Source organism: Pseudalkalibacillus salsuginis, from assembly GCF_021646685.1.
GTDB classification, from domain to species: domain Bacteria; phylum Bacillota; class Bacilli; order Bacillales; family Fictibacillaceae; genus Pseudalkalibacillus; species Pseudalkalibacillus salsuginis.
In genome coordinates this window covers 51,824-71,404 of the sequence record NZ_JAKJHW010000009.1, presented here as the reverse complement: position 1 = coordinate 71,404, position 19,581 = coordinate 51,824, and the positions used below count along the sequence as shown (strand labels likewise).

17 protein-coding genes are annotated in these 19,581 nt (G+C 40.5%); 16 read left to right on the top strand and 1 reads right to left on the bottom strand.

The window, feature by feature from the left end:
* Positions 1-1,371, bottom strand: a complete 1,371-nt coding sequence (locus L1611_RS18045) for a GTP cyclohydrolase IIa (RefSeq protein ID WP_236315111.1) — start codon at positions 1,369-1,371, stop codon at positions 1-3.
* 155 nt (positions 1,372-1,526) lie between these two features.
* On the opposite strand from L1611_RS18045, the gene L1611_RS18040 reads away from it, so the two are divergent.
* The 16 genes from L1611_RS18040 (at position 1,527) to L1611_RS17970 (ending at position 19,580) form a co-directional block, all read left to right on the top strand.
* Positions 1,527-2,429 (top strand): Gfo/Idh/MocA family protein, encoded by a 903-nt coding sequence (locus L1611_RS18040; RefSeq protein WP_236315110.1) that lies wholly within the window; start codon positions 1,527-1,529, stop codon positions 2,427-2,429.
* A gap of 19 nt (positions 2,430-2,448) precedes the next feature.
* Positions 2,449-4,155 carry a polysaccharide deacetylase family protein gene (locus L1611_RS18035; RefSeq protein ID WP_236315109.1) on the top strand — a complete coding sequence of 569 codons (1,707 nt, stop codon included), beginning with the start codon at positions 2,449-2,451 and terminating at the stop codon, positions 4,153-4,155.
* Between the two features lie 15 nt (positions 4,156-4,170).
* Positions 4,171-5,418, top strand: coding sequence for a DegT/DnrJ/EryC1/StrS family aminotransferase (locus tag L1611_RS18030; protein ID WP_236315108.1), 1,248 nt, complete (start codon positions 4,171-4,173; stop codon positions 5,416-5,418).
* A 16-nt stretch (positions 5,419-5,434) separates the two neighbouring features.
* Positions 5,435-6,646 carry a DegT/DnrJ/EryC1/StrS family aminotransferase gene (locus tag L1611_RS18025; RefSeq protein ID WP_236315107.1) on the top strand — a complete coding sequence of 404 codons (1,212 nt, stop codon included), beginning with the start codon at positions 5,435-5,437 and terminating at the stop codon, positions 6,644-6,646.
* 17 nt (positions 6,647-6,663) lie between these two features.
* Positions 6,664-8,541 carry a beta-N-acetylhexosaminidase gene (locus L1611_RS18020; RefSeq protein ID WP_236315106.1) on the top strand — a complete coding sequence of 626 codons (1,878 nt, stop codon included), beginning with the start codon at positions 6,664-6,666 and terminating at the stop codon, positions 8,539-8,541.
* Between the two features lie 128 nt (positions 8,542-8,669).
* On the top strand, positions 8,670-9,956 hold the full coding sequence (locus tag L1611_RS18015; RefSeq protein ID WP_236315105.1) for an ABC transporter substrate-binding protein: 1,287 nt from the start codon (positions 8,670-8,672) through the stop codon (positions 9,954-9,956).
* An 83-nt stretch (positions 9,957-10,039) separates the two neighbouring features.
* Positions 10,040-10,969 (top strand): carbohydrate ABC transporter permease, encoded by a 930-nt coding sequence (locus L1611_RS18010; protein WP_236315104.1) that lies wholly within the window; start codon positions 10,040-10,042, stop codon positions 10,967-10,969.
* Positions 10,966-11,811: a carbohydrate ABC transporter permease gene (locus L1611_RS18005; protein ID WP_236315103.1), complete on the top strand. Its 846-nt coding sequence runs from the start codon at positions 10,966-10,968 to the stop codon at positions 11,809-11,811. The genes L1611_RS18010 and L1611_RS18005 overlap by 4 nt, the downstream gene beginning before the upstream one ends.
* A gap of 10 nt (positions 11,812-11,821) precedes the next feature.
* Positions 11,822-13,927 (top strand): beta-galactosidase trimerization domain-containing protein, encoded by a 2,106-nt coding sequence (locus tag L1611_RS18000; protein ID WP_236315102.1) that lies wholly within the window; start codon positions 11,822-11,824, stop codon positions 13,925-13,927.
* A 36-nt stretch (positions 13,928-13,963) separates the two neighbouring features.
* Entirely contained in the window at positions 13,964-14,980 is a 1,017-nt protein-coding gene (locus L1611_RS17995) for an NAD-dependent epimerase/dehydratase family protein (RefSeq protein WP_236315101.1), read from the top strand.
* A gap of 1 nt (position 14,981) precedes the next feature.
* Positions 14,982-16,067 carry a dihydrodipicolinate synthase family protein gene (locus tag L1611_RS17990; protein ID WP_236315100.1) on the top strand — a complete coding sequence of 362 codons (1,086 nt, stop codon included), beginning with the start codon at positions 14,982-14,984 and terminating at the stop codon, positions 16,065-16,067.
* 24 nt (positions 16,068-16,091) lie between these two features.
* Positions 16,092-16,718 (top strand): YesL family protein, encoded by a 627-nt coding sequence (locus tag L1611_RS17985; RefSeq protein ID WP_236315099.1) that lies wholly within the window; start codon positions 16,092-16,094, stop codon positions 16,716-16,718.
* A 15-nt stretch (positions 16,719-16,733) separates the two neighbouring features.
* Entirely contained in the window at positions 16,734-17,594 is an 861-nt protein-coding gene (locus L1611_RS17980) for a class II fructose-bisphosphate aldolase (RefSeq protein WP_236315098.1), read from the top strand.
* Between the two features lie 16 nt (positions 17,595-17,610).
* Positions 17,611-18,321 (top strand): 1-phosphofructokinase family hexose kinase, encoded by a 711-nt coding sequence (locus tag L1611_RS17975; RefSeq protein ID WP_265738504.1) that lies wholly within the window; start codon positions 17,611-17,613, stop codon positions 18,319-18,321.
* Positions 18,216-18,536 (top strand): PfkB family carbohydrate kinase, encoded by a 321-nt coding sequence (locus L1611_RS20720; RefSeq protein WP_265738503.1) that lies wholly within the window; start codon positions 18,216-18,218, stop codon positions 18,534-18,536. The genes L1611_RS17975 and L1611_RS20720 overlap by 106 nt, the downstream gene beginning before the upstream one ends.
* A 6-nt stretch (positions 18,537-18,542) precedes the next feature.
* Entirely contained in the window at positions 18,543-19,580 is a 1,038-nt protein-coding gene (locus L1611_RS17970; protein WP_236315097.1) for an SIS domain-containing protein, read from the top strand.
* Position 19,581: the final 1 nt, after the last annotated feature.

Here is a 19,581-nt window from a genome sequence, read left to right as displayed (position 1 = left end):
TTATTCCACTCTTTCTTGGATTTTATCAATATGTTCAGCAACGAAAGTAAGCTTATAAATTTGTCTCGGCCTCCCTCGCGAAGTGATTTTTTCCTCACCGACAACGTCCACCAATCCTGCATCGATCCACTGGGCAAGGATTCGGTGGGTACTCCTGATAGTGATCCCAAGAATAGATGACAGCTCCTGTGCAGTATAGTTCGTTTTTTTGTAACGAGTGACTTGAGCCATCAGTTTACTCATGTAAGCAGCTGACATACCAGCCTTCTCAGCTTCCTTAAGAAGCTTGTTGTCTGTAATTGAAAGGTCATAGATCATCGGGTTCGACATTTCAACAGGGCCTATCACACTTCTATCCTCTCTTACGATAAAACATGTTTTACCTCCGAAATCTTTTGATTGCCTTAAAGCTATTCGGGCATGATTCCCGGCGTCCGTTGCCGTCCTTCCGAAGCCGATACCCAAGCTTAATGAAACACCAAGTGATTTATGGGCATCATTTAGAATCGGTAAAAATTTATATCCTCTTGTCTCCCTTTCAAATATTCCTCTGGTAGTGAAGAAAAGGTATTCTCCACCTCCCAAACTAGTTAAATGTCCGTCTAAAAGTTTTACATAATCCAACAACAGCCGGTGGAGGTCAAGTTTCAGTTTCTGTACCTCATGTTCGGTCGGAAAATTATCTGCGACCTTTCTGAAATCATCTATATTGATTAATCCCACTACGATCTGAGCCTCCTTGTTACGTCTTGTTTTAGTGGCAAGTAATGCTCGTTCAAGGGATACAATCAAATCCTGATGGGTTGGAGTGACCCATTCATTTGGGATGCCTAGTTCATCAAGCTTTTCAGAAACTGCTTGTATACCAGTCATTGCAGAGGAACCTGGCCGATTATCAAAATATCGGGAATGGAAATCAACTATGCCGTTTACAGTATCAAGAGCCGTACCTTCATAGAAAATCTTATTCGTATTTTTTTCTTCTAATTCGTCGAGGATTTGATTGACATACTGCTCTGGTACAGAATCCACTGTCAGTGTTTTCAGGCCATATAAGGTTTTAGTACGGAAAAGTGAACGGTATAAACCTGTCCCCATCAATGGCACATAATGGAAAGGTATGATGAAATCCATTTTCTCTTTTGCTTTTCTGAATAATTGATATTCGAGGAAAAGAAGGACTTCAACCTTGTTCATCAAACCTTTTGGGATCGAGGAGATGTCACTTTCATCATCACATTTGTGAAAGTAGGGGACAAAGGATGGAAAACCTTTCAGTGCTTCTTCAGTCCTTTCAATAAGGAATTGAGGGCCGATCACACCGATTGCAATCCCTTTTTCAAACTCGAATTCTGGTCTGTTATTATCCAAAAAACTCACTCCTCACCGTGCGTTTACTAATAATTGTAATAATTATAACCAATAGCTGAAGTTAATAAAAGACTTTTTTTAGACTTGTCTTTATTTAAGTAGTAGTTTTATAATGAGAATGAATATTCGGAAAATTATGTTAGGAGGAGGGAATCATGGGTAACCAACTAAAAATTGGTATGGTCGGATTAGATACTTCTCATTGTGCTGCATTCACGGAATTGCTGAATGATCCAGAGCACCCTTATCATGTGCCCGGAGGAAATGTGGTAATTGCATTTCCAGGGGGCTCACCGGATTTTGATTTAAGTTATTCAAGGATAGAAGGGATCACGGAAAAGTTAAAAGGCGAATTTCAGGTCAAAATCAAGGATTCCATAGAAGAAGTTTGTGAAATATCTGATGCCATCTTATTGACTTCGGTCGATGGAAGAGTCCATTTAGAGCAATTTAAGCGGATAGCGGAATTTAAAAAACCAGTATTCATTGATAAACCATTTACAGTTGATTATGAAGAGGCAGTGAGAATACGGGATATCGCACATGATATGGACATCCCTATCATGAGCACATCCTCTCTTCGATATGCAGAAGGGCTCCAAAACAATCTGAAATCAAGCAAAAATATCATAGGAGCAGACTCGTATGGACCGATGAACATTGTTGAGAAGCAGCCTGGTTTATTCTGGTATGGAATTCATTCAGTCGAAATGCTTTTCACGATTCTCGGCAAAGGCTGTATAAGTGTTGAAACGGTAACGAACGAAGATTATGACCTTCTTGTTGGGGAATGGGATGATGGAAGAATCGGCACCGTCAGGGGAAACAGAAAAGGTAATAATCAATTCGGGGCATTGATCCATATGGAGTCATCAACTGTATTTGCAGAAGGGCAATCGGGAACGAAACCACATTATGCAAGCTTATTGGAACAGGTGATGATCATGTTCAAAACAGGTGAGCCAAGAATAGATATCGAAGAAACAATCGAGATCATCCGATTTATTGAAGCCGCAAATGAAAGCAGGACAACTGGAAAAAAAGTGAAATTACGATGATGTAAAAGGGGTTTTTTACATGAATTTGGCTAAAGTAGCAGTGTACTTTGATAGGACCACCGCGTTGAAGAGATGGGCTGCAGGGGAAAATGTATTTGAAATATATCTGAAACATATTTTGGAATATGCGGGGATCCCGTTTACATGGATTGAAAATGATGTGGAAATTTCAAATGAATACGATATTTTAATCCTTCCAGTTGACCCTATTGAACAAAGTTCGAATGACAGGATCCTTGAATTCATCCTTCAGGGTGGAGCATTGATTTCATATGGTGGTTTGAAAGAACTTGGAGCAATGTTAGGGTGTCGTCCGAAAGTAATCAAAAAGGGATATGCTGAAGGATTAAATGAAGATAATCGTGTTTCTCTACGATTTTTGAAAGCGATCACCTTGGAAGGACTGTCGGATAAGGTGGAAATCAGGGAAGAAAGGGGGATTCTTCGTTCAAATACACCGATAGGTGAAAAAGCCGGTGCTGTTTACCAAATATTTACATACGGAAAAGGGGAAGTCCATCGGTGGGCAGTTGATATTATCGGCTCTGTGGTAGGGTTTCAGCAAGGTACGAAGCCCGTAATGGAAGATGGTGTGCCGGCTCCTGATGGCACAGCGAATATAGATGATCAGTTGCTGAAAGCGGAGGATGGTTTTGAATTGGACTGGGAGTGGGATCGGAGTATCACCGAAACGGGTGAAAAATATTTTGCGTATCCTTATGCAGATCTATGGAAGGAAATTTTAATAGCACAATTGCTTCGGACTGCATTGCAAAAAGAAAAAACATTACCGATTATAGATTATTGGCCTGAAGGAATAGATCAAGTGGCTATGATCTCACATGATAGTGATATCAATCAGGATGAATCCGCAGAAATGACACTTGAAGTCTTGAAAGAATGTGGTCTGAAAACGACATGGTGCATGATGGAACCAGGTTATTCCGAGAAAATCTATCAAAAAATCGAAGACGAAGGTCATGAACTGGCATTCCATTATAATGCATTGGAAACTGATGACGGCTATTGGAGCGAAGCTGAATTTTCACGCCAATTAAGCTGGTTGAAACAGGTCACTGGAAAGTCAGAAGTTTTCTCAAATAAAAACCATTATACAAGGTTCGAAAAATGGGGCGAGCTGTTTGATTGGTGTGAAAAGCATGGCATACTATCAGACCAGACGAGAGGACCAAGTAAAAAGGGCAATATAGGATTCCTTTTCGGTACATGCCACCCTTATTTTCCAGTTTCATGGACTGATCAGAATAACCGTTTTTATGATGTCGTTGAAATCAGTTTTTTGACACAGGATGTCGATCTGGATCGCTTAGCAGATAACAGCATTGTCAAACCATTTCTCCAGAATGTCAAAATGGTCCGGGGGGTAGCGCATTTTTTATTTCATCAAATTCATATTTATAGACAGCAATCCGTACGACAAGCAGTTAAATTTGTCACACAAGAAGCTAGAAAAATGGGATTCATATTTTGGACAGGAGAACAAATCAACAGATGGGTGAGAGAAAGGCTTGAAATGAAGATTATCGGATTGAATCCTGACGGGTCCATCAAAGTTGCGAATGCCGTTGAAAATGCAGTCATCCTAATCCCGGTTTCTAGCAAAGAAAACGTCAACGGAAATAAAATGGTCAATCGTTATGGTCTGCCTTGTGAAAAGCATGTGATTAATGGAAAGTACTTGATCGAACTTGGTGATAAATTGTAAAAAGGGGCGATTTTAATGAGTAAGCTGGCTTTGCACGGCGGTAAAAAAGTAAAAGAAATTCCTTTTGGAACTGGCAAACGATTTGGTCTGGAAGAAAGTAGAGAGTTACTCGAAGCACTGGAACAGAACACACTGTTTTACCATAGTGGAAATAAAGTGAAGAAGTTTTTGAGTGATTTCAATGATCTCTATGGTGTAAAGTATAGCGTTGCTGCTTCTTCAGGTACAGCTGCCATCCATGTTGCATTGGGAGCAGCTGGTATCACAGTCGGTGATGAGGTGATCACTAGCCCGATCACAGATCAGGGAACATTGATCGGTATCCTCTACCAAAATGCTATACCTGTATTTGCGGATCTTGATCCCTATTCTTACAATATGGATCCAGAATCAATTGAAGAAAGAATCACACATCGTACAAAAGCGATTCTTGTTGTGCATTTAGCTGGTAATCCAGCTGACATGGATCCAATCATGAAAATCGCAAAACAATATAATTTGAAAGTGATCGAAGATTGTGCGCAAAGTTACCTTGCCCGTTATAAAGGTAGGCTTGTTGGTACGATAGGTGATTATGGATGCTTCAGCACCAACGATTTCAAACATTTATCTACAGGCGATGGAGGTATTGTCGTCATTAATTCAGGTGATGAAGAAGATTTTAAAATTACTCACGCTTTTGCAGATAAAAACTATCAACGATTCGGGAAGAATGTCCAAAAAGATTTAACCTATCTTGCACCTAACTATCGGATGACAGAACTGCAAGGAGCTGTCGGAATTGCACAGTTGAAAAAACTCCAACACATATGTGCGAAAAGAACGGAATATGGAGATGAAATCACAAATGGGATCAAAGGGTTGAAGGGCCTACATCCTCATAAAGTGGAAGAAGACGATACTTGTACCTATTGGTTCTATATGTTCCAGATTGATAAGGAGAGCTTCTCTTGTTCAAGGGATGAATTCGCTGAAGCATTAAGGGCTGAGGGTATACCGGCGGCATCCGGATATATCCCTGAAGTCGTTTATTTAAATGATTTATTCCAAAAGAAACAAGCCTATTTGAATAGTCATTTTCCTTTTGAACTATCCGATGTGACATATGAAAAAGGATCTTGCCCTGCTGCGGAAAAAATCCTCACCACTTCAATAAGGATTCCTGTCAGTGAATTTTATACTGCTGAAGATATACAGGATATTATTAAAGGTATACAAAAGGTAGCCAATCATTATCAGTTGGCGAAGATCAAAGCAAATTGAACTGAAAGGAGACCATATGAAAAGACTCGATGAAAAGGGAAGAAATGTCGGAAACCCACGTTATCCTACCTGGCCGTTAAGTGGAGCATTGGAATCGACCTATTTGAATGAAGTGTTGAATTCGGGCAAGTGGGGAGGTTCTGGTGGATCGAACCTCAAAGACTACCAACACAAAATACCTGAATTTGAGGATAAGTTTGCCAGGTTTCAAGATGCTGATCATGGTGTCACAGTAGTAAACGGAACACTTGCCATCACAGTTGCTCTTCAAGCAGCTGGTGTTAAACCCTTCGACGAAGTCATCATGCCTCCATATACCTTCATAGCAACTGCCACATCTGCACTCCTTTTTGGCGCGATTCCAGTATTTGTGGATGTGGAAGAGGAATCTTTATTGATTGACCCGGAAAAAGTTGAACAAGCCATCACCTCTAAAACCAAGGCTATTGTTGCTGTGCACATAGGCGGAACACCAGCAAATCTAGACCGTTTAAAAGGAATAGCTGAACAAAATAACCTCGTTTTGATTGAAGATGCAGCCCAAGCGGTGGGAGCCCAATGGAAAGGAGAAGGTGTAGGGGCGATTGGTGATTTAGGAACGTTCAGCTTTCAATCCAGTAAAAACCTGACTTCTGGAGAAGGGGGGATCATCCTTACCAACAATAAACGATTAGCAGATAAAGCATGGTCGCTAGCCAATGTGGGGCGTGTACGTGATGGGTCATGGTATCAACACGATGAGATAGGGTGGAATTTAAGAATCACCGAGTTTCAAGCCGCAATTTTATTAGGGCAGATGACCCGGTTGGAAGATCAAATCGAATTACGGAACCGAAATGCAAAACTTTTAACTGAACTTCTCAGTCCCGTGGAAGGGATCCAGCTATTTAAAACGGATCCTCGGGTGACGCGTAACGGTTACCATTTTTTCATGTTTTATTTAGAAAAGGCACTGTCAGAACGTGTAGACAAATCCCAATTCGTAAAGATGCTCAGTGAACAGGGAATACCATCTTCGACAGGCTATACTGCAATCAATAAGTATGATTCTATCATCAGGTCTATCCAAGAATGGACGGGAAAAGAACCGGAGTTTCATTGTCCAATTGCAGAGCAAATGGGCGATCGCCAGGTAGTATGGATTACCCAGACCGTTCTATTGGGTGATGAAAAAGGGATTGTTTATACGGCAGAAGCAATTAAAAAAGTTGTGCAATCCTATCTTTGAAGGTAAGGAGAGATAAGATGATTTTAAATCTGCAAGGGTTGCCTGATGAACTGAAAGATGGTTTGTCAGAACTGGAATCTCAACGCCATTTTAGAGTAGATGGAAAGGGTATTCCTGTAAAAGTCGAAAAGACGTCTGAAAACATCATTGAAGTTAGCCTGGAAAATAACCAAGGTACGATCAAATATCATGACAAGGTCCATTTTTTTAGAGCCCTGGGGCTTTTTCTGCAATCCGCTGAAAAACAGAGTTCATTTAAAATTGAAGAAGAACCACAATTTACTACAATCGGTGCCATGTTTGATTGTTCAAGAAATGCTGTCCTTAAGCCTGGAACAGTAAAGTCATTCATGAGGTATATGGCATTGATGGGGTTCAACATGATGATGTTGTATACGGAAGACACATATACGATTGAATCGGATCCTTACTTCGGTTATATGAGAGGAAGATATACAGATTCCGAGCTGAAGGAAATAGATGATTACGGGAATAGTTTCGGGATAGAAGTCATTCCATGTATACAAACACTTGCACATTTGTCCTCCTATTTAAGGTGGCCCCACACATCATGCATACAAGATACTTCAGACGTTTTATTAGTCAGAAACAAGGAAACGTATGATTTCATTGAAAAAATGATTGCAGCATCGACACATCCATTCAGAACCGATAGGATTCATATCGGAATGGATGAAGCGCATGGTTTGGGCAGAGGGAACTTTTTAGACCAGATTGGAAAAGAAGACCGGTTTACTTTGATGACAGAGCATCTTGAAAAAGTAAAGGAGATAACCGATAAACTTAGGTTGAAGCCGATGGTTTGGAGTGACATGTATTTCCGTGTATGGTCAGAATCCAATGCCTATTACGATCTGGATATTCAAGTTCCGAAAGAGGTTTTGCAGGACATCCCTGAAGGTGTTCAACTTGTATATTGGGATTACTATAACGAATCAGAGGATTTTTATAGAAATTTTATCAGGATGCATGCGGATTTTGGATCAAAACCTGTTTTTGCAGGTGGGATATGGACGTGGCATGGGCCGACGATTCATCATGAGAAAACATTTATTACGACAAATGCCGCTCTGAATGCTTGCAAAAAAGAAGGGGTCAAGGAAGTTTTCGCAACCCTTTGGGGAGATGATGGAGCAGAAAGCAATTATTATTATGGCCTTTTGGGATTGCAGCTTTTCGCAGAACATGGATATTCAAATGAAGTCGATCAGGAGAAATTGAAGAATCGGTTTGAATTTTGTACAGGAGGCCGTTATGAAGCGTTTTTGACGATCGGGAAAATGGACATGCATCCGGCTGCAGATTGGCATAAACTGATCCCTGATAGCCCGACGAAATATTTATTATGGCAGGATCCGCTCTTAGGTTTATTTGATAAACAAATACAAAATCTGGACTTCAATAAGCACTACCAAACCATATATCAGGAATTAAAACCTTATTTGGAAAAAGAGTCAACATGGGGCACACTATATGAATTCTCTGCAACATTATGTTCCATACTAAGTGTAAAAAGTGAAATAGGATTAAAACTAGTAGAAAGATATAGTAATAATATGAAAGATGAGCTGGCGGAAACGTCTGAAATAGAATTACAGCTTTTACACGATGCAGTAGATAAATTGAGGAATCTCCACAGATCCCAGTGGATGGCTTATAACAAACCATTCGGGTGGGAAATTTTAGACATCCGATATGGTGGTCTCCTTGCAAGGATTGATACGACTCAACAAAGGATCGGTGATTATTTAAGTGGTCGTAGTGAAAGAATTGATGAACTTGAAGTAGAAAGGCTTTATTATGAACCCGGCTTAAAGAAAGGCGTTGGGAAAGAAGTAAAGTATACAAGGATTGCTTCGCCGAATGTTTTCTAGTATATTATCAGGCTATTTAAAGACATTAAAAAGACTTGTCTTTAAATAGCCAGGACCATATAATGTAACTTAATAAAAGTATTTACATATTTAATTTTCAGAATATTAAAAATAGGGAGGTATTTTTAATGGGTCGTACAAAAATCGTGAGTTTGTCATTAGTCATTTTACTCTGTTTCCTACCGCTACTCGCTTGTTCACCACAGGAAGATTTATCTGCAGAAAAGGATGAAAATATTGAGCTGGAATTTTGGACAATCAATCTTAAGAAAAATTTTGGAGATTATATCCAAGGTATCGTGGACGACTATGAAAAAGAAAATCCTAACGTAAAGATCAAATGGGTGGATGTGCCTGGTGCTGATGCTTCGAAAAAGTTCATTACTGCACTACAAAGTAAAGAAGTCCCTGATGTTGTCAACCTTGCCAGTATGGATATCTCTTTAATAAAAAGTTATGGCGTACTGAACCCAATCAATTCCCTCGTCGATGAAAAAGAATTGGATCCATATATCGATGGATTGATTGAAGGTCTGACTTTCAACAATGAACTACTGGGAATCCCATGGTATCATGGTGGACCTGCAGTCGGAATGTTGAATACAGAGGTATACGAACAAGCAGGGCTTGATCCTGACAACCCGCCACAAACATGGAAAGAAATATTGGAGAATGGGAAAAAGATCCACGAGAAACTGCCGAAGGTTTACGGTTCAAATGACCTGCCGACTATGGAAGTGCTAGTTGGACAAGGGCTTCCGATATTAAATGATGAAGGTTCGGAGGCGGTTTTCAACTCAAAAGAACACGTAGAATTTGTTGAAATGTTTGTAGAGGGATACAAAAACGGTGCTGTTGCGTCAGGTGCGGTTTCAGAAGATGATCGCCAGCTTCAGCAAACATTTGAAAATGGACAGCAAGCCCATGTCGGACAGAAGCTTGCGTCTACATTGGTAGGAATTGAAAAGAACGCTCCAAGTGTCCTTCCTAAACTGAAAGTTTTTAAACCTGTGACAGGTAGTGAAGGCAAAGTGGCTTTAGCTGGTATCCAGACATTCGTCGTCCCTAAGAAATCAGAACATCCTGAAGAGGCAGCGAAATTCGCCCTTTACGTGACGAACGCTAAAAATCAGTTGGAGTTCACTAAGTTGGTTGCAATCTTTCCTTCAACAGAAGAAACCTTAGAAGATTCATTCTTTACTGATTTTGAGGTTAAAAACATTCATGATGAAGCAAGGAAAATAATGGTTGAGATATCTCCGAATCTTACAATCAATTCACTGGGCATTGAAAAAGAACAAGAACTGAAAGATTTCTACCTTGAACAAATCCGAGCAGCCCTCTTAGGTGAAAAAACTGCAAAAGAAGCACTTGATACAGCTGTAGAACACTGGAACCAGGAACTTTCTAAATAGAAGCAAGGATCAACGCAGCGGATCTATAAAAATCCAATCCGCTGCACTTCTTTTTTCCAGGTTCTTAGAAAGGAGTCGATAGAGTGGCTTTAAACCAAGTAGAAACATCCATCCGTCAAAGTGTAGTCGTGGCAAAAAAGAGGAGAAAGAAGAAATTCAATTTTATTCCATATATTTTTTTACTCCCTGCAATAGTGCTTCTCTCTACCTTTGAGTATCTTCCGACTTTGAATGCTTTCTATTATTCCTTTACTGAATACCACATTCTTGCACCAGCCGAATGGGTAGGAATGGAAAACTATAAAACGATGATGCAGGATGATAAATTTTGGAAGGCATTAGGAAATTCAATGAAGTATTTTCTCATTACTGTTCCAATGGTAGTTATTCTTCCATTATTTTTAGCTATTCTCGTTAATAGAAAGATCAAAGGGATCAATTTTTTTAGACTGATTTATTACCTGCCGGTAGTTACGGCTATGGTAGCTGTCGCGATCATGTGGAAATATTTATACCATCCGTCTGGATTGGTGAATGCCTTCTTGAATGGCATCGGAATTAATGCCGAAACAAATTGGTTATTGAATACAAAAACGGCTATCCCAGCTGTATCAATCCTCGAAGCCTGGAAAGCGATGGGGTTCTACATGCTGATTTACCTTGCTGGCCTTCAGGCAGTTTCGAAGGAGTTGATTGAAGCGGCAAGGATAGATGGAGCATCTCCGCTCAGGATTTTGTGGCATGTCTATTTACCTCAATTACGACCTGTGTTTGCTGTAACACTTGTAATGGCTACGCTCGGGACAGTCCAAATGTTCACAAGTATTTATATCATGACAGGTGGAGGACCGCTGGATAGTACAATGTCACTTCCTCTGTATATCTATCAAAAAGCTTTTGTGCAGCTTGATATGGGATATGCAACTGCAATGGGCATAGTCCTATGGGTGATCCTGATGATTCTTACGATTATAAATTACAAAATCTCGAGAGGGGGGCACTCGGTGCAATGAACGACAAACAATTGTACAAATGGAGAAAAATCGGCAAAAACGTTTTTTTATATGTACTGTTGATTTCGGTATCGCTTATTTTCATCGGCCCTTTTTTATGGTTGTTATCTACAGCTCTCAAGTCCAATGCTCAGGACGTTTTCGGTTTTCCGCCAAGTTTTATTCCGAAGCCGGCTGTATTCGACCATTTTATTGAAGCGTGGACAGCTATTCCATTTCCGAGGTACCTGTTGAATTCTTTTTTACTATTGCTCATCATGGTCCCCTCTCATATTTTTTTGACAGCTCTTACAGCCTATCCACTAGCCAGAATGAATTTTCCGGGTAGGACATTTATCTTCTATGCAATTATCGCTACAATGTTTCTTCCCGAAGAGGGTAAACTCGTTCCATTGTTCATCATCGTTGAAAAGCTGGGTATGGTGGATTCGTGGTGGGGGTTGATCGTACCTGGATTGATCGGTGGATTTTCCATATTCCTGATGCGTCAAGCCTATCTTACCATCCCGAAGGAAATAGAGGAGGCTGCGATAATTGACGGTTGTGGTCCATTCAGGGTTTGGTGGAGTGTGATTCTGCCATTGACTAAACCTACGTTAGCTGCCCTTAGTGTTTTTTCATTCATCTCTGTGTGGAATTCGTTTATGTGGCCATTGATCATCTTAAAAGATGAAAGCCTGTTTCCAATAGCTCTCGGATTAGCTTATCTGTCTGGTACATTTGGAACCGATGTGAAGACCATGGCTGCTGGCGTCGTCATTTCACTGGTACCGATCATAATTTTTTATATATTGATGCAACGCCATTTTGTCAGCGGCTTGCAAGGATCAATAAAAGGTTAGGAGATATAAGATGAATAAAATTGCCCTATGGAAAGATAAACCCCTTAGGATCGTTGACTTTATTCCTCCTGAACCGGAAAAATATGAATCTTTGGATTTGGATGAGCAGTTCAATATCAGGAAAGAATTGGGCTTTAATGCCGAGCATGTTGAAGTACATGATATTACAGAAGGAGAATCCGGTATAACCTACTATCATTCTGATTGTGCTGTCCAGGAACGGAAAGATATTCTGGGGAAAATATCTGAATCGTATGAATCACTCGGAATTTATCCGGTCGTTTATTTCAATGTGCACTGGCTTGCCGAGTCATTGGCAAAGTTGTACCCGGATTGGCAGCAGCGGGATCGTAACGGGAACAGGATCCAAAGTGCCTACGGATCAGGTGGATATTCATGCATCAATTCCTCATTCAGGGAATATGCATTTTCGACAATCCGTAATCTCGCAAAATATTCAATAAAGGGAATTTTTCTTGATGGACCATTCTTCAGGGTAGAAGGATGTTATTGCAAGGCGTGTAAGATGTCGTTCCTTTCTAATTATGGATATGGCCTTCCAGATTGGGAGAAAGCGAATAAAACACAAAGGAGGGATCTGTTTACATATAAACGCGAGTCGATTGCACTCTTCATGAAAGAGGCAAACAAAACGTTAAAGGATATTTCTCCTGACACAATGATTTATATGAATAGCCCACAGCTTGTACCGACCAAATTCTGTAGTCGTGACAACCGACTTACGGTCCACCATCAAGATATGTTACTGGCAGAAGGGGGGTTTTTGGGGGATGACCTTCGCAGAACCCCTGTTTGGAAACCTGCAGCAACTGCTCAATTGCTCGAAACACAAACAAATGGCAAGCCCTATTGTGTTGCGATTGCTGGGCGATTGGCACCCTGGTCTCGTTATTTGCTTTCTCCTGCCGAAACGTGGCTTGCTCATGCAATGGCGGTTTCACATGGTGCAAATACATGGTATGGCGTCTATAACGATAATAATCAAGACAAGCGGATGGGCACTGTAAAAGAGATCAATCAGTTTCTATCAGAAAATGAAAAATACTATATGAATACAAAATCAATGGCTTCAATCGCATTGGTTTGGTCCTTTGCGACTGCGAATGAGTATCAATCATCTGCAGAGGAGACAGATTTTACAGCAGGACAGGATAAATTATCCAATCCGGAAAAAGGTGATGCTCGTGGTTCCTTTATGGGATGGTACGATGCGTTATCAAGAAGCAGGATCCAATTTGATGTCATTGATGATGAATCGATCGAAAGCGGTGCCTTCCAACGTTATGAGTTGATCATCCTGCCAAATATAAGTGTCATGAGTGAGAAGCAGGCGGAGCTTATTAAAAAGTATGTCGCTCAAGGTGGAAAGGTCATCTCTACCTTTGACACCTCCCTATATGATGATGATGGAGAAAAAAGGGATCGGCCGTTACTTGGGGAGATTTTTGGTATAGAACAAGCAGTCAGCATACGGCATTGTAAATATGACCACATTGAAATAAATGGGGATAAGGATCTGACAGATGGAATCGATCAATCACATATTCCAGCTTCATCATTAGGGATGAATGTCATATCGGATGGGAAAACGGCATCGGTCATGAACTATAGGGAGCATCAACAGTCAAGGTACTGTGAACTGCCGGGACGAACAGATTATCCTTTCATTTTAAAAAATACATTTGGGAAAGGCGAAAGTCTATATTTTACAGGAAACATAGGGAAGTTTTATGAATCCTATGCGCTTCCGGAATATCGTAAGCTGATTGATAATGCAGTACGATCCCTCGTGGATGTCCCATTGAATATAAAGACTCCTTTTACATTGGAATCAATACATACAGCCATGAGAAAACAGGATAGACGTATTATTCTCCACCTGGTCAATTATACGGGATCAATGACTAGACCGATAACAGAAGTCGTCCCTATTTCTGATATCCAGATCGAATTGGAGCTTATCGAAAAAATCGAGTCGGTAAAAGCATTGAGAATGAACGAACAACTTACATTCCACCAAAATGAGGAGCGGGTCTATTTGAATCTACCGTACCTTCGAGAATATGAAGTGGTCATACTGAATTTCAGGAGTTGAAAAATAGAATGATTATAGAGAGAGCAGGTGTTTAATATGCAGACGATCCAAGAATTAGAAGAAAAATTGACTAATCCTTCCAAGCGCTTGATAAATGATTTGGAACACATTGATGGAGATATCATGATACTTGGAGTGGGAGGGAAAATGGGTCCCACCCTTGCAAAAATGGCTAAAAGAGCAATTGATGCAGGTGGATTAGATAAGAGAGTCATTGGCGTTTCCCGTTTTTCTTCCAAAAATGTACGTACAGACTTAGAATCATCCGGAGTCGAAACCATATCTATGGATCTATTAGACAAAGAACAGTTACTGACTCTACCGGAAACGAAAAATATCATTTTTATGGCGGGATATAAATTCGGAACGAATGGAAATGAATCATTCGCCTGGGCAATGAATACTTTTCTCCCAGGAATGGTAGCGGAGAAATTCAGAAACTCCAGGATTGTTACATTTTCATCTGGAAATGTATACCCATTTACGGAAGTATCCAAAAGTGGAGTTGACGAATCGACCAAACCTGCACCAATTGGTGAATATGCACAATCTTGCTTAGGAAGAGAGCGTATTTTTGAATATTTTGCCCGTTTATATGACATCAAAATGCTCCATTTTCGTTTAAATTATGCAATCGATTTAAGGTACGGGGTGCTGTTAGAGGTTGCCCGGAATGTTTTTGAAGATAAACCGATCGATCTCACCACCGGGCATGTAAACGTGATCTGGCAGGGAGATGCTAATGAAATGGCTACCCGAAGTTTGAATTTGGTTGATTTACCGCCTGTAGTCTTGAATGTGACAGGACCAGAAACAATTTCAGTAAGGTGGCTTGCTGAGCAGTTTGGAAGAAGGTTCGGAAAAGAACCGATCTTTATCAACGAAGAAAACAATAATGCTCTATTAAGTAACGCCTCTAAAGCCCACAAACTTCTTGGGTACCCAAAAGTCACATTAAGCCAAATGGTGGAGTGGGTATCGAATTGGGTAGAAGTCGGGGGCGTGACCATTGATAAACCAACTAATTTCCAGGAACGAGAAGGAGCGTTTTAGAATGCCTAATGAACTGGAACCAATGATCCATAAGGCTTTGCATGAAGGGGCGGTGGTCCCGGCACATCCACTTGCGTTGGATGAGAACCGTCAACTGGATGAAAATCGCCAAAGGGGGCTCACCCGATACTATATCGCTTCCGGAGCCGGGGGAATAGCTGTAGGCGTTCATACTACCCAATTTGAAATTCATGAAAATACACACGGTCTGTATAAAAAGGTCCTTGAATTGGCAGCGGATGAGGTTTACAAAGCGAACTTAACGAAGCCTTTTATCAAAATTGCCGGTATATGCGGCACGACTCCTCAAGCTTTGGAAGAAGCCGCCCTCGCTGTATCACTTGGATATGATTTAGGTCTTGTAAGCCTGGGAAGTCTGGATGACTGGAGTGAAAATGACCTTCTTGAACATTTAGAAGCAATCGTTCAAGTGATCCCTGTTTTTGGTTTTTACCTCCAGCCTTCTGTTGGTGGGAGGAGATTGAGCTTTCAATTTTGGAAATCTGCAGCAGAAATCCCTGGAGTAATGGGTATCAAAATCGCACCTTTCAACCGCTATCAAACCCTTGATGTTGTCAGGGCTGTCTGTAGTTCGAGCAGGAGGGAAGAAATCGCTCTTTACACTGGAAATGATGATAATATTATCGTTGATTTGCTTACCACTTATAGATTCAAGATAGACAATAAGGTCGTAGAGAAGGAAATTGTAGGAGGATTGCTCGGACAATGGGCGGTATGGACCAAAAAAGCTGTAGAATTGCTCGATGATATCAAAAAGCGTAAAAGGAGCGAAGATGCTTCAATTTCTTATGATGAGCTCCTCAAACGCAACGTAGAATTGACAGATGTAAACAGTGCGATTTTTGATCCTGCCAACCATTTTGCTGGCTGCTTATCAGGGATACATGAAATTCTTAAAAAGCAAGGATTGCTGCAAGGGACATGGTGTATGAATCCAAACGAGTCACTTTCACATGGTCAGATGGAAGAAATTGACCGGGTTCATGAAAGTTATCCTCATCTCAATGATGATGATTTTGTAAAGGAAAATTTGTCCTCATGGATAAAGGGTAACGCGGTCTATTGAATCCTTCAAACGGAGGGGTAGATGTTGGAAATAAAATTGGGGATAAATAAATTTTATAACATTTGTGAATGGTGTATGAAAATGATTCTGTTGAACCTTCTCTGGTTGGCTTTCAGTTTAGGCGGCCTGATCATATTCGGGTTCTTCCCTGCCACAGTAGCAATGTTTGCTGTAACCAGGATGTGGGTGCAGAAAACGGAGCAAATCAATTTCTTTAAAGCATTCATATCTACCTTCAAAAAAGAATTCTGGAAGGCGAATCTGATCGGTCTCATCCTATTTTTGACCACTACAGCACTGTACCTGGATCTTTTGTTCATTCAATCCTTTGAAGGAGGATTGGCTTTTTACTCATTTTGTCTGATCATCATGGTTTGTCTATTTTGTTTTGTCATCGCCCTGTTTCTTCTCGCCCTTTATGTACATATGGAACTGCCTTTTCTTCAGTACTTCAAACAATCGATTTTGATTTTTCTTTCCTATCCTTTAGACACGATAATCATGATCGGGAGTGTTTTGCTCTTAGCATTCTTCTTTCTCGTTTTTCCTGGTCTTATCTTGTTCATGGCAGGAAGTTTGATAAGTTTGATTGTTACGATTAATGCTCATAGGACTTTCAGGAAACTTTCAATCCGAACAATCGAATATTAAGCAGGAGGTGCGGATATGCCACTGGTAAGCAGTAAAGAAATTTTAAAGGATGCCTATGATCATCATTATGCAATAGGGGCTTTTGCGGGTCACAATTTAGAAATGATAAAAGCAATCGTTTCCGCGGCAGAAGAGTTGGACTCACCAGTAATCATCCAAACGACCCCAGGTACAATCAACTATTTAGGGATCGGTTTTGCGGCCAGTATGGTAAAAGAAGCTGCAGAACAAGTCCGGATCCCTGTAAGTCTTCATCTGGACCACGGAGATAGCTTCCGGTGTGTCAATCAGTGTCTTAGGAACGGGTACACTTCGATCATGGTTGATGGGTCTAGTCTTGGTTATGAAGAAAATATAACGCTTACCAAGAAAGTTGTAGAGGTATGCCACGATGTAGGTGTTCCAGTGGAAGCGGAACTTGGGACGATAGGTGGAGTGGAAGATGGACTTGATGTTGATATGGCAGATGTACAATTCACAGATCCAGATATTGCGGAGGAATTCGTCATCAGGACAGGTATAGATTTTTTGGCTCCAGCATTCGGCACAGCACATGGTATTTATAAATCGGAGCCAAAGTTGGATTTTTCAAGATTAAAAGCAATATCAGATCTTGTAAGATTACCGTTGGTGATGCACGGAGCTTCTGGTCTTTCGAAAGAACATTTACAAAAAGCGGTTCAACTCGGTGTAAGTAAAGTGAATTTCTCAACTGAACTCAAAAAATCATTTGTACATGAATTAAGAAATTATCTCTCTTACCATTCAGGTGAGGAAGATCCAAGAAAATATTTCGTATCTGCAAGAGAGTCAGTAAAAAGAATTGTTAAAAGTAAAATTTCTACGCTTCAGAGTTCACCGCAATCGGTCGTTTAAGAGGGTCATAATTCATATGATTACAACAGTTACACTTAATCCGGCGATTGACATCACTTATTACATTCCAGCATTTCAATCAAACCAAATACATCGTGTAGATTCCATGTACAAAGAGCCGGGAGGAAAAGGGATCAATGTCGCAAAAGTCATTAAAACATTAAAAGCCCCAGTCATGGTAACCGGTATGATTGGTGGGAATAACGGAAGGACGATTTGCCACCTTCTGGATTCCTATTCGATACCTCATGATTTTCAACCTGTTTCTGGGGAATCCCGTCTTTGCCTTAATATAATCGACCAACACTCACATCAAACTGAAATACTTGAACAAGGTCCTGAAGTCTCGGAAAAAGAGCTTGGGATTTTCAAACGACACTTAGAGGAACTATCGAAAAAAAGCAAGTTTGTCATCTTTTCCGGCAGCCTACCGGCAGGCGTTCCCCAATATGCATATGGAGAATTGATTGATTTAGTACAGCATCATGGCGCTAAGGCCATTGTGGATACGAGTGGAAAAGCTCTTGAATTTGCGCTGGCTGCCAAGCCTTTTATGGTAAAACCTAATATTGATGAGGTTCAAGAAATATATGGCCAAAAAAAATTGACCAAAGAGGAAGTATGGAAAATCATAGAGAGTTGGCATCATTCAGGTATTACGGCATCGCTCATATCATACGGAGCAGAAGGAATGATCGTTCGGATCGATGCACAACATGGACGATAAACCCTCCTGTTGTAAAGGCTGTCAATACAGTTGGATGTGGAGATACATTAGTGGGGGCTTTGGCAGTCGGTTTCTATAATCACCTAACCTATGAAGAATGCCTGATCAATGCTACCGCAGCTGCTGTTTCAAATGCAATGGAGAAGCAAGCAGGTAAGGTCGATATTGAAAAGATTGATCAGTACAAGCAAGGAATCATTTTAAAAAAGGAGTGAACGAGATTGAATTCCTCTTACACCTATAGTGAAATAATGAGCCAGGGCGAAAGTATGGAGAAAACCAGGGAAAGGGTCTTTTCCTTACAAAAGCCTGATAAAGACTCATCAATTGAACATGCGATATTCACAGGATGCGGCACTTCGTATTATCTTGCCATTTCAGCAGCCCGGTTTTATCAGGAAACTACGGGTATCCCGTCCCAAGCAGTACCAGCGTCTGAATTATTCATTCATCCTCAACAAATAATGTCAGACAAAATAAACTATAAAATCATTGCCTTTTCTCGATCGGGCACGACTTCAGAAATTATTAAAGCATTAAAAGTGCTTGATCGTTACATCAATGTATCAATACTAGCGATTACGTGTAATAAAAATACAGAAATGATCAGTATTGCTCAAGAAAGTATAGTCCTTGATCATATCAATGAAAAAAGTATCGTCATGACACAGACATTCACGAATATGCTTTATGCAATCCAATTATACGCTGGGCAGATATGTAGTGAAGCGGAAGTACAAAGGGAATTAGATAATCTTCCGACCTTACTGAAGGAAGCATGCAAGGGTTCAAACAAAGTGAAAGAGATCGGGAACAACCTTTCATTCACTAGATTCATTTATTTAGGAACAGGTGTATCATATGGACTTGCTGAAGAAGCATGTCTGAAGATGAAGGAAATGACACAAACCGAATGTGAAGCATATTCAAGCCTCGAATTCCGTCACGGTCCAATATCAATTGTGGATGAGAAGACAATTGCCATCGTCCTTTCCTCCGAAAAAACCAAAGAGCTTGATACAGGGATCATCAGGGATATTCAATCATTCGGGGGATATACGCTGACGATCGGAAATACGCCAGTAGATGAAAGTGACGAAAATATCATTTTACGATCAGATGGAATGGAGCATATTTCAGCGATCTCTGTTATGCCATATCTCCAAATGTTGGCCTTCTATCGGGCTGTAGCTTTAAACCTGGATCCTGATAAGCCGCGTAATTTGAATCAGGTTGTGAAAATAACTTTACCGAACTAGG

Bases quoted from the DNA above. Each gene is read 5' to 3' on its own strand.
- L1611_RS18040 (WP_236315110.1), top strand. From the start codon at position 1,527: ATGGGTAACCAACTAAAAATTGGTATGGTCGGATTAGATACTTCTCAT.
- L1611_RS18035 (WP_236315109.1), top strand. From the start codon at position 2,449: ATGAATTTGGCTAAAGTAGCAGTGTACTTTGATAGGACCACCGCGTTG.
- L1611_RS18030 (WP_236315108.1), top strand. From the start codon at position 4,171: ATGAGTAAGCTGGCTTTGCACGGCGGTAAAAAAGTAAAAGAAATTCCT.
- L1611_RS18025 (WP_236315107.1), top strand. From the start codon at position 5,435: ATGAAAAGACTCGATGAAAAGGGAAGAAATGTCGGAAACCCACGTTAT.
- L1611_RS18020 (WP_236315106.1), top strand. From the start codon at position 6,664: ATGATTTTAAATCTGCAAGGGTTGCCTGATGAACTGAAAGATGGTTTG.
- L1611_RS18015 (WP_236315105.1), top strand. From the start codon at position 8,670: ATGGGTCGTACAAAAATCGTGAGTTTGTCATTAGTCATTTTACTCTGT.
- L1611_RS18005 (WP_236315103.1), top strand. From the start codon at position 10,966: ATGAACGACAAACAATTGTACAAATGGAGAAAAATCGGCAAAAACGTT.
- L1611_RS18000 (WP_236315102.1), top strand. From the start codon at position 11,822: ATGAATAAAATTGCCCTATGGAAAGATAAACCCCTTAGGATCGTTGAC.
- L1611_RS17995 (WP_236315101.1), top strand. From the start codon at position 13,964: ATGCAGACGATCCAAGAATTAGAAGAAAAATTGACTAATCCTTCCAAG.
- L1611_RS17990 (WP_236315100.1), top strand. From the start codon at position 14,982: ATGCCTAATGAACTGGAACCAATGATCCATAAGGCTTTGCATGAAGGG.
- L1611_RS17980 (WP_236315098.1), top strand. From the start codon at position 16,734: ATGCCACTGGTAAGCAGTAAAGAAATTTTAAAGGATGCCTATGATCAT.
- L1611_RS17975 (WP_265738504.1), top strand. From the start codon at position 17,611: ATGATTACAACAGTTACACTTAATCCGGCGATTGACATCACTTATTAC.
- L1611_RS20720 (WP_265738503.1), top strand. From the start codon at position 18,216: ATGGAAAATCATAGAGAGTTGGCATCATTCAGGTATTACGGCATCGCT.